Raw genomic sequence first — 18,367 nt, 5'->3', positions numbered from 1 at the left:
GATTTTTTCTCTTCAGCCCTGAAGAATTTCCAGCCACCTGCCGATAGAGGATTCAGCCAGTACTCAAATTGGAAATATCGCAGCCTTTTACTGCAAGGAAGAAAAGATGAATAAGAGCCAGTTCAGGAAGAAGACTCTCGCTGCAGTCATTGCTGCGACAGTCCCTTTTATTGCAACCAAGTCTGATGCCACGACGGTCGTTACTAACAATGGTGATACCTACGCCGCAAGCGGGTTTTCCGGCGCCTTTACTTTTAATGTCTATGCCGAAGAAGGAGATGGCTATACCTTCATTCTGGATGCAGACAGTGGCACCTTTCAGGTTCAGAACTCTGCATTTCTGCCCCTCAACATCTATAACAATAATGAAGATGGGATAGCCGTTCTCTTATATAGAAAGGCCAACTCCGGATACGCCATCAACCTTCCCTTCAGAGGAGTGTCTGCTGGTATCTATGGTAAGGGAACCACTCACGGTATCTTACTGAGAGATGGCACCGCCAGTGTCGTTCAGATCAATATTGGCGAGTCTTTTCTGAGCGCTGAAGTCAAAGTAGAACAAGGTGACGCCTTCAGAATTGAAGAAGAAATGCTCGGAACACTTACAGTTTCAGGCATTCTGCAAGGTCAAACGGCAATAATGGCTAGAGATGGAGGCCGTTTAGGCGCTGGTGCCTCAATCGTAGTCAAGAATGGTCAGCTATTGACCAATGGCGATACCTCCGTTGACTTCAGTGAAGCCAGTGGTGCTCTCACCATGACAGTGGATTCAGGAACCCTGTCTGGCAAGCTGCTCGGTTATACCGGATCAGGTGATACTCTGACTACAGACGGTGCTTCTAGCTTTGGTGGTGACATTGAGGATGTTGAAACGATCAATGTGAATAGCTCTGGGTCCGATGTCACCAGTTTTCGAGGAGACATCAACAAAAATTCTGGCGGAGCAAATGTAACCGTTTCTGGCACTGCCAGCTTTGATAAGGTTGATGAGAATGGAAAGAGAGTTTCTCAGACAATTGACGGTGATCTTACTGTAGAGCCTTCTGGATTGATAAAAACAGTTCTGGAAACAGACTCAGCAACCAATACTGCCATCGTCGTTACCGGTGATGCTAACATCGGCACAGGTTCCAAACTGCAAATTATTCCATCCGAAGATGTGATTGAGTCTGGTAATACTGTAGAAAACGCTGAAATTATTTCAGCAAACAACATGAATGTTACCGGCGGCGTGACTGGCGTAACGGTTGAGCACTCTGTATTGATTGATACCCCTGTACTGGAGCAGGCCGGCAATACTCTAACTACAGACCTTACCCCAAGAACAGCAGCATTTCTTAAGGAAATTGCCGCAAGAGAAGGAGCCGGAGCCACCACTGAAGAAGCCTTGGCTGGTATTCTGGCAGCGATCACTCAGGATTCTTCCAACTCAACGAACTTCAATAACTTCTACCGCACTATCTCCAACATCACTGATGTGAAGAAGCTGGCGGCGGTCGCCAGAGAAAGTAAGTTCAACAACTCTGATGCTATCCAGATCACCAACGTAACTACCGAAGCCAAGGTTAAAAGTAACGTATTGGCTCACGTCAGATCGGTTCAGGAAGATGACGATCAGAATAACGGGCTTGCTTACGGTGGCAGTTACTCTAATCAGGGATTCTGGGTGCAGTTCCTGGGCTCAGATGTCACTCAGGATGACCGTAGAAACGATGGTGGCGACAAAGTTTTTGGTTTCGATGCTGACCTGAGTGGTTTGACATTGGGTACCGAAACCACGATCAATAATGAGTTTCTTCTGGGTGCGGCATTCACTCTGGCCAATGTTGACGTAGACAAACACAGTTCCAACGACAACTCTACCATCAAGAACTACCAGCTCAGCCTGTATGGCTCCTGGGAACAGGACGACTGGTTCCTGGATGGCGTTGTTAACTTTGGCCAAAGTGACAACAAGCGCAATCGCTACATTGACGGTTTTGTTGACACACCGATCACTTCAGATTTCACGAGTAAGCAGTTTGGTTTGACGACTATGCTCGGAATGAACCAGAGCTTTGGCGAGATGAAGATGGTGCCCATGGTCGGTTTTAACTATGCCATGGTCAGAAGTGAAGCCTTTAAAGAAGAAGACAAGTACGCAACCGGTTTTGCGCTGGATGTAGACAGCCAGAAGTATCAAAAGATTGAACTGGGTGCCGGCGTTGAATTCAGTCAGGAGTTCAGAGTCAGTAAGGGCGAAATCAAACCTTCTCTGAGACTGATGGCATGGCATGACTTCAAGGGTGATGAAGTTGAAACCACCACACGCTATGTACTGGGTGGAACCGAGTTTACCACAAAAGGGGCTGATGCTGTGAAGAACAGCTATCAGGTTTCAGCGAACGTGACCTACCGTCGTAACGATAATATGAGCTTCGTGGTGGGTTATGAACTGAACCAGAAGTCCGACTACAAAGCCCAGAACTATTACCTGAGAATGAAATACGACTTCTAAGTTTTGACGCTTTAGGGAGGACTCTGATTCAGAGTGCAGTACTCCCGCTTTCTTTCCCGTATCCTTTCCCAATATTGCTGCCTTTAACACATCCTTCCAATCGTTAATCTGGTACTATTTGCCCAGAAAAATGACGAAGACTCTCTAGTTTTCCTATTCTGCAAGATCGCACCCTTTGACCAATAATATTCCTTGGAATGGCTTTTTTATGGTATCTCTCAGACATATCCTCGTAACGATTTTTATCCTTATCTTCTCATTTTCTGCTCACGCAGCCTCCAGCACTGAGCTCAATGCGACCGCTCATGAAGCATTGAAAAACCTGTACGCCAAGAGCAGTTCTGCAAAGTCTCTGGGCCGAAAAGCGAAGGGCATCCTGGTCTTTCCCAAGGTTCTGAAAGGCGGTCTGGTGGTGGGTGGAGAATACGGTGAAGGAGCACTGTTGAAAGGTGGGGCGATACAAGGCTATTACAATACCATTTCTGCCTCTATCGGTTTCCAGTTAGGCGCACAGGCTCGCTCCCAGATAGTTATGTTCATGACCACCGAAGCTCTGAACGATTTCGTAAACAGTGAAGGTTGGGAAGCCGGAGTCGATGGCAGTATTGCGATTGCTGAGTTTGGTGCCGGAGAAGCCATTGACACCAAAACCGCTAAAGCCCCCATCATTGGCTTTATCAGCAATAACAAGGGTTTGATGTATAACCTGACCCTGGAAGGTTCGAAAATCACAAAGATTGAAAAGTAATTCAACCCACAGGATCGCCCTATGGCCGCCACACTGATTTATTTACACGACCCCATGTGCAGTTGGTGCTGGGGATTTAAGCCTACCTGGGAAAAGGTTAAAAGTTCACTGCCAGAAGGGGTTGACTACATCAACATCATGGGTGGGCTGGCGCCTGACAGCCATGAGCCGATGCCTGATGAACTCAGGCAGATGATCCGCTCTACCTGGCAGAGAATTCATCAGCAACTGGATACCCCGTTCAACTTTGACTTCTGGGAAGAGTGTGAGCCTCGCAGATCCACTTATCCAGCCTGCCGTGCAGTCCTTGCTGCTGCTGAACAGGAAGCCGAAGAAGCCATGATTCTGGCTATTCAGAAAGGTTATTATCTGAATGCCAGAAACCCTTCTGATGAAGATGTTTTGATCAGTTTTGCTGAAGAGTTAAACCTGAACACTCAACAGTTTAAAGAGCAAATGCAATCCAGTGAGATCAACGCTCGACTCATGGAGCACATTCAGCTCTATCAGCAGTTGCCTGCCAGAGGTTTTCCCTCAATGGTCCTGTTGAAAGACGATCAGGCTATTCCGCTTACCCTGGATTATCAGTCTCCAGAAAAGATTCTGGCAGAGATTAATCATCATATCCTGTGAAGCCATCAGTCGGAACTTCAGCCATTTCAACCCGGCCCCGCTGATACTCGGTGATATATAACTTCTGACTACCAGGAGCACCAAATATCACATCAGTAGGGCAGGAGCCCCGGGTTACAATGGTGCGATGAATCTCTCCACTGGGGTATACCGTAGCGATATGCCCTTGGCCAAACATGGCTACATAGAGATTTCCCTTGCTATCAAAAGCTATGCCATCAGGTCCGACAACACGACATGGACCTGATGTATCAGTCACGGACACAAACAGTTCCCGACTTGAAACCTCCAGTCTGTCCGTAAACTTGTAACGATAGATATGCCCTGTTGCCGATTCACTGATATAAAGTTTTCCATCGGGGCCAAAAGCGATACCGTTGGCAAAGCAGAACCCCTGATCAAGACAATCGACCTGTTTGCTGACAGGATCAATCCGAAACAGCTTTCCCTGCATCCGCCCCTTCCAGATTTCCGGATCAGGACCCTCTGCCGTGATCAGGTCAGAAACCCTGATGCCAGAGTCCGTCAGGTAAATAGCGCCATCGGGTCCCAGGGTCATATCATTGGGCCAGAGAAATGGGCACGCCGCATTTCCTGAAAGCGTTTCAGCTATCGAGCCATCCGGATTCAATCTGATCAGCGACGGCTCACGGGTTTCTGCAACCCAGATACTGCCATCATGGGGGTCCTGCAAAATACCATTAGGTCGGTCGATCTGCGCAAACACATGACGCTCTTTTCCCGAGGCAGAGACTCGAATCAGACGACCTTTTTCTGACCCAATTTCCGAAATAAGCCAGCTGCCGTCGTTTAATCGCAGAGCGGACTCTGGATGCTCAAGGCCTTCAACAAAAATCATACTGCCTCACTTTTCCAAGAAATTTTCACAGCCACTCATAGCTATTCATGCTGGTGAGACAGTTTAGATACACATTGCAGGTATTCGTTTAGAACAATAAGAAACAAACTGTAGGGAGATTTATCTATACAGGGTATTATCTAGTCGCTAATAGAATTAATAAAAACACTTAAAGAGCAATAACTTATTAGCTGATAGCATGCTGATCATTATGAAAATGCAGTCCTATTAGGTTCTGTTGCCATTTTCAGACTTCGACATGAGCTGCATTTTTGGCTCATGGCAGTTTGATTTGATTCGGGGGAAATGCGGCAACTATGAGTCGTCCGGCCAGGGCCGTCATTCATCTTGACGCCCTCAAGCATAACTATCGACTGGCAAAGTCACTGGCGGGTGAAGGTAACGCTCTGGCCGTTGTAAAAGCCGATGCCTATGGTCACGGCGCCATCAGCTGTGCACAGTCTCTGTCGGATGAAGCCGACGGGTTTGCAGTGGCCTGCATTGAAGAAGCCATGGAACTGAGAGCTGCCGGCATCAGAAACCGTATGCTGATACTGGAAGGCTTCTTTCACCCATCCGAGTTAACTGACATCGCCGCAGAAAACCTGGATATTGTCGTACAAAACCCGGAACAGATAAAACTGCTTGAGCAAACCCCACTGAGAAAGCCGGTTCGAGCCTGGCTGAAGATGGACTCCGGTATGCATCGTGTTGGCATACTTCCCGATGAGTATCGTGCTGCCTGGGCAAGACTGGAACAACTGCCCTGGATCCGTGAGATCCTGTTGATGACGCATCTGGCCTGTGCCGACGAGATCGACAATGGCTATACCCTGCAACAGCTTGAAGTCTTTGAAAGACACACCCTTGGGCTGCCTGGTGAAAGAAGCATTGCCAATTCTGCTGGTCTGATTCATTGCGCCAGTGCCAGAGCAGATTGGAGCAGACCCGGGCTTATGCTGTATGGAGCCTCTCCTTTCGATCGTTCTCATGAGATTGAGCCCAGACTCAAATCCGTTATGGAACTCCAATCCGCCATCATAAGTATCAAGGAAGTTCCTGCCGGTAGTCCGGTAGGCTATGCAGGCACGGCTGTGACACAAAAGACAACTCGTTTGGGTGTCATCGCCATAGGTTATGCCGATGGCTACCCCCTGGCTCCTAATGGCACACCAGTTGTCGTCAATGGCCAGTCAGTACCGCTGACAGGTCGTGTATCAATGGATATGTTGACGGTCGATCTGTCTGAGATCGAAGGTGTAAACGTGGGAGATCCTGCTTTGCTTTGGGGTAAAGGTCTGCCTGTGAATGAAATTGCAAGGCATGCCGGCACAATCCCCTATCAGTTGCTCTGTAACCTGAACCGGGTTCCCGTCTCATATAGTCAACAAGTTAAGATTAAAGAGGCTGTCTGAGCTCATCTAAAAAAACTGTCCAGTTGTCCAGAAAGTCTTGGGAACCGGATCATCTCAAAAATCCTTTACATTGCAGAACCGATTCAGCCCTTGTATATTTTCTACGCGTGCCATACTCTTCTGAACCCGTGACTGAAGCCTTGTTATGACGGCCACCAGCCACGGCTGAATGGGCACTCCGGTGTATTTTTATACTTGATAATACTCCGGTAATTTCCACAATTGCCCAAAAGAAGATGAAAAACATTCTTCTTCATCTATAACGATGAAAGCTAATGAAGAAAACGGTTTTTCATGGCAATAAACAGCCATGAGCTAAGACAGTCTTTTCGGTGCCTTTGGAGATGAAAAGATTTTCGTGGTTAAAGCCATCAACCCTTAACTTGAGACACCCTGAAGGATGCTTGAATGTGTCTTCATGGATTATCCCTGTTAAGTCATCATGAAATCCCCAGGTTAGAATCTCTGGAAGGCTGACCAGAATAGTGCTTGAGCATCAAATTCTGTCGAACGAGGCAGCTTTTTCACTGAGTTTTTACAAACAGTTAATCTGTTTATTCAAATTCATTGCAAAAGATGGACGTTCTTTCAGGATCGCAGGCCCAGCTGTCTATTCCTTATCAGTCTCCTGACTACCTGAATCAGACGATTGCTGAAATGAGAAGTCGAAAAGAAGTCGTCCGGCAACTGGACAGGATTGATCGCAATATTCTTCGCACACTCCAGGAAAACGGTCGTATTTCCTATGTGGATCTGGCAGATCGGGTGGGTCTGAGTACCACACCTTGCATGGAGAGGGTCAAACGTCTTGAGCGGGAAGGTATCATTCAGGGCTACTGCGCCCGGTTAAATCCCCAGTATCTTCAAGCTGGCTTGCTGGTCTATGTCGAAATCAGTCTCTATACCAAATCTGCGGATATTTTTGACGAATTCCGACGCGCCGTTGTTTCCTTGCCCAACGTTCTGGAATGTCATCTGGTGTCCGGTAACTTTGACTATCTGATCAAGGCCCGTATTTCAGAAATGGCCTCGTATCGCGAGTTACTGGGCGACATACTGCTGAAGCTTCCCGGTGTCAGGGAATCCAAAAGCTACATTGTCATGGAAGAACTGAAAGAAACTCTGAATCTCCCAATTCCTGAGTAATGAGTAATACCAATCGCACTTTCTAACTACCGTAATGAGCATGGCAAGCTGGACATCAGAACAAGGCGGAACGACGAGTAATAGCTAGCTATTGCGAGGAGTCCCAACGCAAAGCTGTTGTTCAGATTTCCAGCGCAATAGCGTAGTTAGAATGTGCGATTGGTATAAGTTATACCCGGAGTTTCCATAAACAGCCGTGAGCGGCTGAAATAATTTTTCACCATTAGAGGATGAAAAATTATTTACGGCCTGACCAAGGTACACTATGAGTTTTCCGGGTTAGTAATCCCTGATGAAATAGTTCAGGGCGACAGCATCCTGCTCTTCAATACCGTGAAGCTGGAATCCTGCGGCAAAGTCCCTGGAATGATCGCCCTGTTTATTACCTGACTGGCACCACACACATTTAGCCACCAGAGTGACATGGTGTGCCGTATCATTGAGACCGGGCAGTACCATAGTAATATTCCTGACGTCTTCCAGTCGGATGGGCTGGTCAGTGAGAATACTGAATCCTCCTCTGGATACGTCTTCCAGCACCCCCAATAACTGACCACTGTCATTGTCCATAACCTGAGCGGGCTCAGCCATAACCTTGCGTGGATAGCGCCGCTTCTCAAGTACAGTATCCGTCATGACACGTCCTCTGTTTCGTAGAGCCAATTTCCAAGATACCGATTTTTTTCTGCGATGACAAAAATCCCCAACTATAAACTGAAGTCATTGCATCACTTCCAGTGAGAAGTGCTTCTCAAAAAAACACTTTCCCTGACTGACTCACTTTAAATTTCTTTTGCAACCCTCTGCTTTACAATCCTTCAGTTGACAATATACCTGCCGATGCTTTGTAATCGCTGGAGAGGCTAAAAGCTTCTATCATCGCTGCCAAGCGATCATAACCCTGACCCTTGGCAACTATAATAAAAACAATAAGTAAAACAGAGCCTTATCAGCTCTGATACATGCGGAGGGATCCCGTTATGTTCAGACAGATAACAGAGGCCCGGCTTAATGACATCCATCTGAAATACGATGAAGCCTCAGGCCTTAGAGCAATCGTTGCAATCCATAACACCCGAAGAGGGCCAGCCCTCGGCGGATGTCGAATTATTCCCTACACCTCAACTGAAGATGCGGTCACTGATGCCATCCGTCTTGCCAAGGGTATGAGCTATAAAGCAGCTCTTGCCGGCCTGGATCTGGGTGGAGGTAAATCAGTCATCATGGAGCCGGAAGGCCCCTACGATCGAGAAAAGCTGTTCAGGGCTTTTGGCCAATTCATAGACGAACTGGGTGGTCGCTACATTACAGCAATGGACAGCGGCTCAAGAGTTTCCGATATGGATATCATCGCCACTCAAACTCAACACGTATCCTGCACCTCTTCCAGCGGTAATCCTGCTCCCTCAACCGCTCTTGGCGTTTACAAGGGTATTCAGGCCACTCTGAAAGCTCATCAGGAATTTGGCTTATCACTGAAAGGTATGACTGTGGCTGTTCAGGGACTGGGGAACGTGGGCTTTGCCCTGTGCCAGTTGCTGCATCAGGACGGTGCCAAACTGATTGTTACTGATATCGATGAACAGAAGGTTCAGCAGTGCGTTCAGGAATTTGGTGCTACCGCCGTCAATGCTGAGGAAATCTATTCAGTCCCCTGTGATATTTTCAGTCCCTGCGGTCTGGGAGGAATTTTAAGTGAAAATACTATCAGCCAGTTGCAATGCGCTGCTGTAGCAGGGTCTGCAAACAATCAACTGCTGACACCCGAGTGTGGCCAGTTACTGTTTGACAAGGGCATTCTCTATGCGCCGGACTACCTGATCAACGCAGGTGGACTAATCTTCGTTGCGATGACACATCAAGGTAAATCACAAAACGAAATGAATCATCGCATTAATGCCATTGAAGATACTTTGCTGCAGGTGTATCGCCATGAGCAGCAACGCCGGGCTCCCAGCAGCCTGATTGCCGACCATATGGCAGAAGTTCTGTTATATGAAGAGCAATCCGGCCAACTGAGCGCCTGACTGACTGCTTACAGCTATTACCTAATACAACCATGGGCATACAAGTTTCTTGTCATCCCGGTGATCAGAACCCCATGGTAATAAAATGCAGGAGCGCACCTGATGAAAGCTAAAGATTCCTGTCAGATACCCTTCTATCAGTATCTTGATGAGGAGGGAGAAGTCCTTCAGAGGTTACCTGAGTGGACTGAAGATAAGGACACCCTGATTAATTACTACCGCTCCATGGTCATAGCCAGAGCGGGGGATGCCAAAGCCATTGCTTTGCAAAGAACCGGACAGATGGGTACCTACCCTTCCTGTCTTGGACAGGAGGCTATCAGCACTGTTTCTTGCTCTCTGATGGAGAAAAAAGACGTGCTGATTCCTTACTACCGCGACCTTCCCGGTTTGATGATACGGGGGGTACCGCTGTCCGACGTCATGCTTTACTGGGGCGGTGATGAACGCGGCAGTTCCAGCCCAGCCTGGGGACACGACTTTCCCAACTGTGTCCCCATTGCTACCCAGGCAGGTCATGCCGCTGGCGTGGCAACAGCCATAAAGATCCGACACGAACCACAAGTTGCTGTGGTGTCTCTGGGTGATGGCGCCACCTCCAAAGGTGACTTTACGGAAGCCCTGAACCTTGCCGGCACCTGGCAGTTGCCCATGGTGTTTATCATCAACAACAACCAGTGGGCCATTTCCGTTCCCCGCAAGATTCAGTCTGGAGCCCCGACACTGGCTCAAAAAGGCATTTCTGCTGGTCTTCCTTCCGTACAAGTGGATGGCAACGACGTTGTTGCACTGCATGAAGTCATCAGTGAAGCCATGCAACGAGCCAGAAATGGTAAGGGCGCCACAGTGATTGAAGCCATCAGCTACCGCCTGAGTGATCACACTACTGCAGACGACGCCAGCCGCTATCGTAACAGCGAAGAACTGCAGGACGCCTGGAACAAAGAACCCGTAAAACGACTAAGAAACTTCCTATATCATCGTGGTCTCTGGAATGAGCAGAAAGAACAGCAACTCAAGAAGGAAGCTGCAGCTTTAGTCGAGAAAGAAGTCAAAACTTATCTGGAAACACCGCTTCCTCCCATCAGCGACCTTTTTGACCATACTTACGCCAATATGCCCCCTCAATTGGAAAAGCAAAAGCAGGAAGCTATGGCCAAAGCCAACGGAGGAAAGCACTGATGAATAGTTCAGTATCTGAAAATCTGGTCCGATCGGCAGTGGACAGCACTACGAAAAAAATCACCATGGTTGAAGCCATTAATCTGGCTTTGGATCATGCCATGAAAAAAGACCCTGATGTGGTACTTCTGGGTGAAGACATTGGTATTAATGGCGGTGTATTCCGTGCAACTCAAGGCCTGAGAGACAAGTACGGCTTGAAAAGAGTCATGGACACGCCTCTGGCAGAAACTCTGATCGCCGGTATCAGTGTCGGTATGGCAGCCCAGGGCCTGAAGCCTGTTGCAGAGATCCAGTTCATGGGGTTCATTTTTCCAGCTATGGAACAGCTGATGTGTCATGCAGCCCGGATGAGAAATCGTACTCGTGGACGTCTGACCAGCCCAATGGTTGTCAGAGCGCCTTTCGGTGGTGGCATCCACGCCCCCGAGCATCACTCTGAAAGCACAGAAGCTCTCTTTGCTCATATTCCTGGCATAAGGGTGGTCATTCCTTCATCCCCCGTCAGAGCATACGGACTGCTTCGATCTGCAATCAATGAGCCTGATCCGGTTTTGTTCCTTGAGCCCAAGCGTATTTATCGAGCAGTGAAACAGGAAGTGTCAGAAAAAACGGCTCTGTTACCTCTGGATAAATGCTTCACCCTCAAGGAAGGCTCTGACCTTACCCTGATCAGCTGGGGAGCTTCGGTCAGTGAAACCCTTCAGGCCTCCAAAACTCTGGAACAGTATGGCGTTTCGGTAGAAGTGATAGACGTCGCCACCATTAAACCCCTTGATATGGAAACCATTCTGACCTCTGTTCGAAAAACCGGTCGCTGCGTGATTATTCACGAAGCTTGCCGAAGCTTTGGGGTCGGTGCGGAAATTGCTGCACAGCTGGCTTCAGACGCCCTCATGGATCTGAAAGCCCCCATCGAACGGGTTACGGGTTACGACACCACCATGCCGTATTACCGGATGGAAGATCATTATCTTCCCCAGCCTGACGACATAATCAAGGCATCCCTGAAAACACTGGCGTATCACTGATATCAGCAGCAGGTCTCTCAGAAACAGGACAACAACATGAAATTTTTCAACCTGCCCGACCTGGGTGAAGGCATTCCCGAAGCCGATATTGTTGAATGGCATATCCAGGAAGGTGACTCCGTCACAGAAGACCAGATTATTGTCTCTGTGGAAACTGCCAAAGCCATCGTCGACGTGCCCTCACCTATAACAGGGGTTGTGGCCAAGCTTTATGGCAAGCCCGGCGACACCATCATGACCGGAGCACCTCTGCTTGAGTTCGTCAGTGATCAGGAAGATTCCGGCACAGTCGTGGGTGAACTGGCAACTGCCTCACATGATGACAGCTCCGATGATGCGTTCTTTATCGGTACTCCACCCGATTCTGGAAAAGCACCCGCAGCAACAGCCAGAGGCGATATCAGTGACCTGGCCGCCAAGCTGGGTGTAACCATTGATCCGAAAAGTGTGGGTAGAGATTCCATTCGACACAGTTATCCACTGGAAAATCCTGAACCCCTCAAAGGTGTCCGCAAGCACATGGCTCGTACCATGGCGCAATCCCATGCAGAAGTGGTTCCAGTCACCCTGTTTGATGATGTGGATATTGAACACTGGCCAAAAGGGACAGACATTACCGTAAGACTGATTCAAGCCATTACCATTGCCTGCAAGGAAGAGCCTGCTCTGAATGCCTGGTTTGATGAAACAGTGATGAGCCGGGAAGTCTTTACCTCTGTTAACTTGGGACTCGCCGTTGACAGCGAAGATGGACTGTTTGTTCCTGTCATCAAAGATGCAGAAAAACGTGATGCTGAATCCCTGAGAAACAGCATTAATTATTTCCGTAAAGCAGTTGAAGAGCGCAGTCTTCCTCCATCAGAAATGCAGGGGGCAACCATTACCCTCAGCAACTTTGGTGTCTTTGCTGGTCAGTTTGCTACACCCATCGTTGTCCCCCCCATGGTCTGCATCATTGGTGTGGGTCGATTAAGAACCCGGGTAGTGAGCGAAGACGGTCAGATTAAGAATCACCGGATTCTCCCCATCTCCCTGACCTTCGATCATCGTGTTGTCACCGGTGGTGAAGCCACTCGTTTCCTGCACTGTATGCTTGAAGCCCTGTCACACTGATCTGGCACCCAATCCAACCAGGCAATTTTCTGCCTGGTTGGTGTTACCATCCAGGCAAGAGCCTCAAGTGATTAGATTTTTTTAGGGCAGGCTTTCTAACCATTCATGCATTTCTAGCATAATTTCAGGGCATTCCTGCACTTCACTCCATTGGAGAGGCAGATTGGTTAGAGGATTGCGTCCAATCTCTTCAACCCACCTCTGGAGAGCTTTACGTTCAAAAACTTGGGTTTTATCTCCCATTTGTACAGCTACAGGGTCTTTCACTAAATCAAGTGTGATGGGGCAGATGAATTTAGGAGGCACTTTCAGGCTGGCCAACGCCGCTGTCTGTAGTTTTTGCCTGAGTTTCTGCTCTGCACTAGCCAGTCCAGAAAAGCCTCCTGCTTGTGGCCAAAGCTGGTCAGCTTTTCGTGTAGCCCAATCCATTGCCTCCAGGAGATTAATTTTCATTTCAGGCTTATCCAAAGCAATGGCTGCTGTCACCAGTCGATCCAACAAGTCAGACCTATTGCAACTGGACTGCTTTATACTTTTTTGAATCAATTCCACAATCGTGCGTCGTGGGTCACGTTTATGATCATCCAGAACAGTCCTAATATCATGATTCGATAATTTTAATTGTCGACCAAAAGCCTCTGGATGATGCCTTAATGCACCCGCTAAAGTAATCAGAGCATGAGCCATGGATGAAGAGGGTACCAGGCTAGCCAGGGCTTGTTTTGGTTCCCCCTTCAGGTGTGCAGGGAAAGCCTGGATTGCCTCTTGGTCATCAAGAAAAAGCAATACATTATAAAGGTGTCCTGTTTCATACGTACCCTGCCTAATCAGAGTCTCCAACATTTTATAAAGACAATCTACAGGCCTGTGATGACAATCCTTCTCTATAAAGACCAGCTCAGAACGTGAAAGCCCCATGGCTAGCCCGATCCAATACCAATTATGGCTAAGAGGTAAACCGCCACAATTTTCTAATGTTAAAGGTACTGAACGTACTTCTACTCCCTCCATCGGTTCTTCGAAAATTGGGCCTGATTCTCCTTCACTCAAATAAACCGGTGATTCGTTGGGCAGCTGTTGTGCCGTTATGCCAACAAGTCGCTTTACTGAAGCCACCCGGTGACCATTTCCACTTTGTTCCAAAGCATAAACAAGATTTTCAGGTGTTAGCCGATCAAGCTTATCAGCCTGAATAAAAACCTCCAATAGCTGGTTATCGCGCTGAGTTAAAATGCTGGTCATTAAGCGTTTCGGTAACCCCAGCGCTGTGCCAAACGCTTCTAAATTGTCTAAATACTTAAAATCCATTACTTCTCTAACTTCTAAAACTTCCCGATTTGATGATTGTCCGGTCAATGTCTCTTGCAATCGATGTGCATTTTGCAAAAGCATCAATTCTGGATGGTAAAACATTTTAATGACTTCGTTGACGGTAATGATACCATCCTTATGTTCCATACAAAGTGCCAGCAGGTTTAACATACGCTCACTTGCATCACGATGGTGTGAAACAGATTGAGCTATATTTGGACACCCCATAGATTGGGCTACAACCACTTCTGAGATATGGCAAGGAACAATATCAACTAAATCACGCAAACTCAGGGGTTGGGTTAACGCTTTAAATCGGTTACCAGGAAACACTTGGTAATCAGGTTGGCGAGGCCGTAGCTCTAACCCCAGCTTCTGGCTAGCTTCCAAGGCAAGTCCATAGTTGCCTAAATAGCTGACTGCGGAAAGAAAACGGCCATAAGTCAACAAGCCGTTTTGCTGTAACTGCCATAACAGCTCTAGATTACGTTGATCAAAATCTCTCACTTTTTCTACAGTTTCACGATCCTCATCGGGCAACCCCATCTCCACTGCTAAGCGAGAAATACTGAAGTGAGAAGCTATTAAAAGCGCATCTCTTGGGGACATTGCGTCATCAATATCAGGTCTTGCATTTTCCAGGTAACAGTCCGGTATTGCGTTAGAGTAAGGAACTCCCAACTGTACGGCAGCCTTTTCGGCAGGTATACCTCCACATACAACTGACATGACCATCACCAACCTTTCCCTTGTCAACAGCCCGAACTCTTGTGCCAACTCAAGCGTTGCTTTTATCGGACTTCTGAAAGGGATGCTTATTTGACTTAAACGATCATAAGGCACACCCAATAAGAAACCCAATTCCATGTATTTATAACCGCATTCACCTACAGCACTTAAAGCCTGTTGCACGCTCACAGTTTGTCCGATTGATATACCACTGTTTCTGGCTGCCTGGCATTCAGTGCAACGACAACGACCGGGACAACAATCTGGGTGCGGACATGAAGGGCCTTGGTGAACGTGTTGTACACGGTCTCCTCTCCTTTTCTGATCATCCGAGGATTTTCTGGAGTCCCCCCCTCTTTGAGCTTGGCGTGAATCACGGGGTAAGTCAGAAGAGGTGCTTCTAGTGCTTGATGTAGATTGCCCCTGGCCTCCATGAGATTGTGTCTCCTCTCCCCGTTTTGGGCAAACCAGTAAGCCTGGCACTTTTGCACAAATATTATATTTCCAACCAAAAGCACCCACCAAGGCTCGTACTAATTTATTTTCTGCAAGAAAATCATCTTCAGAATTCCACTCAACAGAAGATATCCCATTGACATTAGTTTGCCCCATTAACTGCCAATGACTAAACAGTGAAGCTCTTTGGTAGAATTTTTGCTGGGTCTCAAAAACAATCACCAGTATTTCACTATTATCTGACATCAATCCCTGCTGAAAAATAATTGGCGCACTGCTGGCTAATCCAGGCAACTCCAAGTCAAAAGCAAAAGGTAGGATTCCAGCAGGCAACAAACCAGCTGAGACAGTTTCCAGTAAAAATGGGGCGACGCCTCCACCATGCATCCTTGGTTTTCTGGGGCGTCTATCATCAAAAGCATCAAAAGAATCACTACCATAACCGCCACCGAAAACAGCTGGTACTTCGTTACCAGTAACGTCGGTTTGTTCATCGGCAATGGTGATGGTCAAGGTTGGAGGGGCTGTTTGTTGAGAGCCTTCTCGCTTCTCTTCACGACGACATAACCAGGGCCAGTTCGAGGAGCTGGTATAAATAAAATATTCTTTATTTTCTGGATCTGCTGCTGCAACTGGGCAAACAGCCACCTTGATTTTTCCAAGCCCACTGGCTGCTGACTGGCGATTTACAACGTACTCTTGGCATGTTTCTTTATTGATGGCAGGAGGCTCAGTGACAATGGAGCAATCAAAGGAGACACTCTGATCCAGTGGTATCGATTCGGTTAGTGCATATGCTGAAGAGACTAACCACAACAAAACCATCAGAGGCAAATGACACCAAGAGAATTTGCTTTTCATTAGAGGCTCTCTGATTACAAATAACAGCTACGAGATTAGCCAAAACAACCCGCACGTGCGAGCCTGTCAATGAGGATTTCAAAACAACAAAGTGCACTCAAGGCAGTCAACAAATGCCTATAGCGAAAGGGAAGGGCTGGAAGGGGAAGGGGAAGGAAGGGGAAGGGGAAGGGGAAGGGGAAGGGGAAGGGGAAGGGGAAGGGGAAGGGCTGGAGAGGCAAGCCCTTATGCGGTAGGAACTCAGAAAGGCTCGACCTTACTTCTCGTTAGCTATTATCTTCTCGGTTGAACACAGACAGGCATCTGTTTAAATCCGTGAATATTATTGGAGCGAATATACGCAGGCTCCCCTGCCATCTCGATGTCTGAAAAGGTTTCCTGTTTACCATAGGCTCGCCCCCACGCAGGAGCATGGGGGCGAGTAATCTCTGGATGGAAAGCAGGTAGACATCAAGAAGATTGCGGGTACGAGAAACAGGTTCTTTCCGTATGTATTCCCACGGAGGAGCGTGGGAACGAGACATCTTCCTGACTGAGTGACACCAATCGGTTTGATTTCATAGCCATCAGAAAGTGCTTTCCACAGTCCTCATGGACGAAAACCATATTCTCCTTGGAGCTGAACCAACTATCTGCCAGAACATAGCGGAACATCAGGTTGTTTTGACAGCAAATCTGCACCATTTTGCGAAAGAGTTCATTTTTTGTGACGTCTGCTTTCCTTCTGACTTTTTTGGTTTTGATATCACAGTACTCAAAGGGCTTCTCAATGACTTCGTAGGCAACCGGAATGGAAGCATCACCGACATGATAGACGCCATTGAGTAAGTTGATGCCTTTCACCGTACGATTCTTGGTGTGGTCAAAATGCCAGGTAATCAGGTCGTTTTCCTTGCTGTAAGGCTTTTCTTGAATGGTGTCATCAAAGATAAGAACACCGTCCTGGCTTTCTACTTCTCGTACAGTAGACTTCACAAACTGCCAGAGGGTTTGACTGGAGGAATCATTGCCAGAAAGAAGTCTGGAAAACTGATCATGGCTGTAAGCCCCATCAAGCAAGTCAGACAAGCCTGAGGCCGTGATCTTGCCATATGAGGAAAGCAAATAGTCAGAATACAGTTCAATCAGGTCATTTCTCATATGGACAATGATGCCAAACTTTAATGCTCAATGCGTAACTTCAGTTAGTAATGTAAAAAAGGTTGTCAGCCAGTTGTTTTTTTCTTGCTTCGAAGTCAACTTTCTCCCAGTACTTTTTCCAGTCTCTCCAAGCATCTTGACAAGATCCAGGGTCAGTATCTATAAACTTAATAAATTCAGGTATATCTTCTACTGTAATTAAATCGAAGTGCAAACTATCAAGAAGACATAATGCCTCTTCTAGAATTGACTGGTATTGACATTTCGTATATCGACACTGATTACATCGATAATAATATCTTATAAGCTCGGCTCTATCTCTCGCTTCTCTTTCATCGATAGCACCTGTCAGCCACTTTACAAGAATATTTTTTAGTGGTTTTTTCCGTAATTTTCTAAGCTTTATATCTTTCATGGATTAAAATGTATTTTTTCATAAGTTCTAAGTTTATAGTTTTTTATCTCTAAAACAGGTGTCCCGGTTTTACTTTTAGAGCGGAGGTATAACTCAATATTCTTATTCGGTATTCTGGTGATTATCCCCTCAACAGGTTTGCTGCTTGTTAGAACTCTAAAGATTCTGTTAGCACTTTCAATGCCACCATTTAAGTCCGACGTTACACTTTTGAAACCTCGTGAAGACCCCGCACTTTTAATAATTTCTTTCGATACATTATTCCCAACCCACCCACCATTAGCAATCAACTGTCGCGCTCTGGCTTTTAGTCCAGCACTCAGGGAGATCAGGGCTGTTTTGCTCAACCCTTGAATAACAGTAGAAGCAAGCCTGGTCTGCGGCGTTGGGATAATACCAATGGCAAGCAGTGCATCACTGAGTAGCTCACCAACTTTTTCACCTGAATCCAGCCAATGCATCAGCTCTGAAACGGATAAGGTTTCATCTTCTTCAGGGTGCGTGTCGGAACATGTATCTGCTGAGCAAACTTCTGAATTTGGTGATTCTAATTCAGCCCAATGAGTTCCCCAGATTTCCTCCTCATCGTCACCCCAATCTTCATCATCCCAATCAAACGCATCTTCCTGAGCCAGTGCATTAATTTGTTCTCTATAGCGTTCTCCAAGCTCTTCAAGTGCCTCATTAGTCTCCCTTCTATCTTCATTAATCGCCTGTTTTTCCTGTTCAAAGCCAGCCTTGAGTCTTTCCCACTCATCCGCCAGTGCCTTACAGCGTTCCATTTGATGATCCAGTGCTTTTGAC

General features: G+C 47.2%; 15 protein-coding genes and 1 pseudogene. 10 read left to right on the top strand and 6 right to left on the bottom strand.

All coding sequences use genetic code 11. From position 1 onward, the window contains the following. The first annotated feature begins 106 nt into the window (after positions 1-106). The 3 genes from ACR2PX_RS25385 (at position 107) to ACR2PX_RS25375 (ending at position 3,878) form a co-directional block, all read left to right on the top strand. Positions 107-2,497 carry an autotransporter domain-containing protein gene (locus tag ACR2PX_RS25385; RefSeq protein WP_434002143.1) on the top strand — a complete coding sequence of 797 codons (2,391 nt, stop codon included), beginning with the start codon at positions 107-109 and terminating at the stop codon, positions 2,495-2,497. Between the two features lie 175 nt (positions 2,498-2,672). Continuing rightward, positions 2,673-3,245: a BPSL1445 family SYLF domain-containing lipoprotein gene (locus ACR2PX_RS25380; RefSeq protein ID WP_434002142.1), complete on the top strand. Its 573-nt coding sequence runs from the start codon at positions 2,673-2,675 to the stop codon at positions 3,243-3,245. 21 nt (positions 3,246-3,266) lie between these two features. Beyond that, a complete protein-coding gene (locus ACR2PX_RS25375) occupies positions 3,267-3,878 on the top strand; it encodes a DsbA family protein (protein ID WP_434002141.1) in 612 nt (203 codons plus the stop codon). Here ACR2PX_RS25375 and ACR2PX_RS25370 read toward each other — a convergent pair. Further along, positions 3,859-4,737 (bottom strand): SMP-30/gluconolactonase/LRE family protein, encoded by an 879-nt coding sequence (locus ACR2PX_RS25370; RefSeq protein ID WP_434002140.1) that lies wholly within the window; start codon positions 4,735-4,737, stop codon positions 3,859-3,861. The two genes, ACR2PX_RS25375 and ACR2PX_RS25370, sit on opposite strands and share 20 nt — an antisense overlap. A 317-nt stretch (positions 4,738-5,054) precedes the next feature. Here ACR2PX_RS25370 and alr point away from each other — a divergent pair, with 317 nt between their 5' ends. Together alr and ACR2PX_RS25360 are read left to right on the top strand one after the other, a co-directional pair. Continuing rightward, the gene (gene alr / locus ACR2PX_RS25365) at positions 5,055-6,152 is read left to right on the top strand and encodes an alanine racemase (RefSeq protein ID WP_434002139.1); all 1,098 of its coding nucleotides are present in this window, start codon (positions 5,055-5,057) and stop codon (positions 6,150-6,152) included. A gap of 657 nt (positions 6,153-6,809) precedes the next feature. Further along, the gene (locus ACR2PX_RS25360) at positions 6,810-7,298 is read left to right on the top strand and encodes a winged helix-turn-helix transcriptional regulator (protein ID WP_434002159.1); all 489 of its coding nucleotides are present in this window, start codon (positions 6,810-6,812) and stop codon (positions 7,296-7,298) included. 279 nt (positions 7,299-7,577) lie between these two features. Here the strand turns inward: ACR2PX_RS25360 and ACR2PX_RS25355 are convergent, their stop codons facing one another. Continuing rightward, complete coding sequence (locus tag ACR2PX_RS25355; RefSeq protein WP_434002138.1) at positions 7,578-7,934, bottom strand: PilZ domain-containing protein; 357 nt, start codon at positions 7,932-7,934, stop codon at positions 7,578-7,580. A 344-nt stretch (positions 7,935-8,278) separates the two neighbouring features. Here ACR2PX_RS25355 and ACR2PX_RS25350 point away from each other — a divergent pair, with 344 nt between their 5' ends. The 4 genes from ACR2PX_RS25350 to ACR2PX_RS25335 all read left to right on the top strand — a co-directional run bounded on the left by ACR2PX_RS25350 (position 8,279) and on the right by ACR2PX_RS25335 (position 12,651). After that, complete coding sequence (locus tag ACR2PX_RS25350; RefSeq protein ID WP_434002137.1) at positions 8,279-9,325, top strand: Leu/Phe/Val dehydrogenase; 1,047 nt, start codon at positions 8,279-8,281, stop codon at positions 9,323-9,325. A gap of 102 nt (positions 9,326-9,427) precedes the next feature. Beyond that, a complete protein-coding gene (pdhA, locus tag ACR2PX_RS25345; RefSeq protein WP_434002136.1) occupies positions 9,428-10,507 on the top strand; it encodes a pyruvate dehydrogenase (acetyl-transferring) E1 component subunit alpha in 1,080 nt (359 codons plus the stop codon). After that, entirely contained in the window at positions 10,507-11,538 is a 1,032-nt protein-coding gene (locus ACR2PX_RS25340; protein ID WP_434002135.1) for an alpha-ketoacid dehydrogenase subunit beta, read from the top strand. The genes pdhA and ACR2PX_RS25340 overlap by 1 nt, the downstream gene beginning before the upstream one ends. 36 nt (positions 11,539-11,574) lie before the next feature. Beyond that, a complete protein-coding gene (locus ACR2PX_RS25335; protein WP_434002134.1) occupies positions 11,575-12,651 on the top strand; it encodes a dihydrolipoamide acetyltransferase family protein in 1,077 nt (358 codons plus the stop codon). 81 nt (positions 12,652-12,732) lie between these two features. On the opposite strand, the gene ACR2PX_RS25330 is transcribed toward ACR2PX_RS25335, so the two are convergent. Then, entirely contained in the window at positions 12,733-16,008 is a 3,276-nt protein-coding gene (locus tag ACR2PX_RS25330) for a U-box domain-containing protein (RefSeq protein ID WP_434002133.1), read from the bottom strand. 113 nt (positions 16,009-16,121) lie between these two features. Here ACR2PX_RS25330 and ACR2PX_RS25325 point away from each other — a divergent pair, with 113 nt between their 5' ends. Then, a complete protein-coding gene (locus ACR2PX_RS25325) occupies positions 16,122-16,244 on the top strand; it encodes a hypothetical protein (RefSeq protein ID WP_434002132.1) in 123 nt (40 codons plus the stop codon). Positions 16,245-16,512: 268 nt separating this feature from the next. Here ACR2PX_RS25325 and ACR2PX_RS25320 read toward each other — a convergent pair. The 3 genes and pseudogenes from ACR2PX_RS25320 to ACR2PX_RS25310 form a co-directional block, all read right to left on the bottom strand. After that, positions 16,513-17,148 (bottom strand): annotated as a pseudogene (locus ACR2PX_RS25320) (transposase); the annotation flags it as partial. A 40-nt stretch (positions 17,149-17,188) separates the two neighbouring features. Beyond that, positions 17,189-17,563 (bottom strand): hypothetical protein, encoded by a 375-nt coding sequence (locus ACR2PX_RS25315; protein WP_434002131.1) that lies wholly within the window; start codon positions 17,561-17,563, stop codon positions 17,189-17,191. After that, on the bottom strand, positions 17,560-18,367 hold an 808-nt coding region (locus tag ACR2PX_RS25310; protein WP_434002130.1), incomplete at its 5' end, for a hypothetical protein. The genes ACR2PX_RS25310 and ACR2PX_RS25315, both read right to left, overlap by 4 nt.

The organism is Endozoicomonas sp., assembly GCF_051008435.1.
In the GTDB taxonomy this organism is placed as follows: Bacteria; Pseudomonadota; Gammaproteobacteria; order Pseudomonadales; family Endozoicomonadaceae; genus Endozoicomonas_A.
The sequence above is the reverse complement of the archived record's forward strand: the minus strand, read 5'-3'. Positions and strand labels throughout refer to the sequence as shown.

Bases quoted from the DNA above. Each gene is read 5' to 3' on its own strand.
- ACR2PX_RS25385 (WP_434002143.1), top strand. From the start codon at position 107: ATGAATAAGAGCCAGTTCAGGAAGAAGACTCTCGCTGCAGTCATTGCT.
- ACR2PX_RS25375 (WP_434002141.1), top strand. From the start codon at position 3,267: ATGGCCGCCACACTGATTTATTTACACGACCCCATGTGCAGTTGGTGC.
- ACR2PX_RS25370 (WP_434002140.1), bottom strand. From the start codon at position 4,737: ATGATTTTTGTTGAAGGCCTTGAGCATCCAGAGTCCGCTCTGCGATTA.
- alr (WP_434002139.1), top strand. From the start codon at position 5,055: ATGAGTCGTCCGGCCAGGGCCGTCATTCATCTTGACGCCCTCAAGCAT.
- ACR2PX_RS25360 (WP_434002159.1), top strand. From the start codon at position 6,810: ATGAGAAGTCGAAAAGAAGTCGTCCGGCAACTGGACAGGATTGATCGC.
- ACR2PX_RS25355 (WP_434002138.1), bottom strand. From the start codon at position 7,934: ATGACGGATACTGTACTTGAGAAGCGGCGCTATCCACGCAAGGTTATG.
- ACR2PX_RS25350 (WP_434002137.1), top strand. From the start codon at position 8,279: ATGTTCAGACAGATAACAGAGGCCCGGCTTAATGACATCCATCTGAAA.
- pdhA (WP_434002136.1), top strand. From the start codon at position 9,428: ATGAAAGCTAAAGATTCCTGTCAGATACCCTTCTATCAGTATCTTGAT.
- ACR2PX_RS25340 (WP_434002135.1), top strand. From the start codon at position 10,507: ATGAATAGTTCAGTATCTGAAAATCTGGTCCGATCGGCAGTGGACAGC.
- ACR2PX_RS25335 (WP_434002134.1), top strand. From the start codon at position 11,575: ATGAAATTTTTCAACCTGCCCGACCTGGGTGAAGGCATTCCCGAAGCC.
- ACR2PX_RS25330 (WP_434002133.1), bottom strand. From the start codon at position 16,008: ATGAAAAGCAAATTCTCTTGGTGTCATTTGCCTCTGATGGTTTTGTTG.
- ACR2PX_RS25325 (WP_434002132.1), top strand. From the start codon at position 16,122: ATGCCTATAGCGAAAGGGAAGGGCTGGAAGGGGAAGGGGAAGGAAGGG.
- ACR2PX_RS25315 (WP_434002131.1), bottom strand. From the start codon at position 17,563: ATGAAAGATATAAAGCTTAGAAAATTACGGAAAAAACCACTAAAAAAT.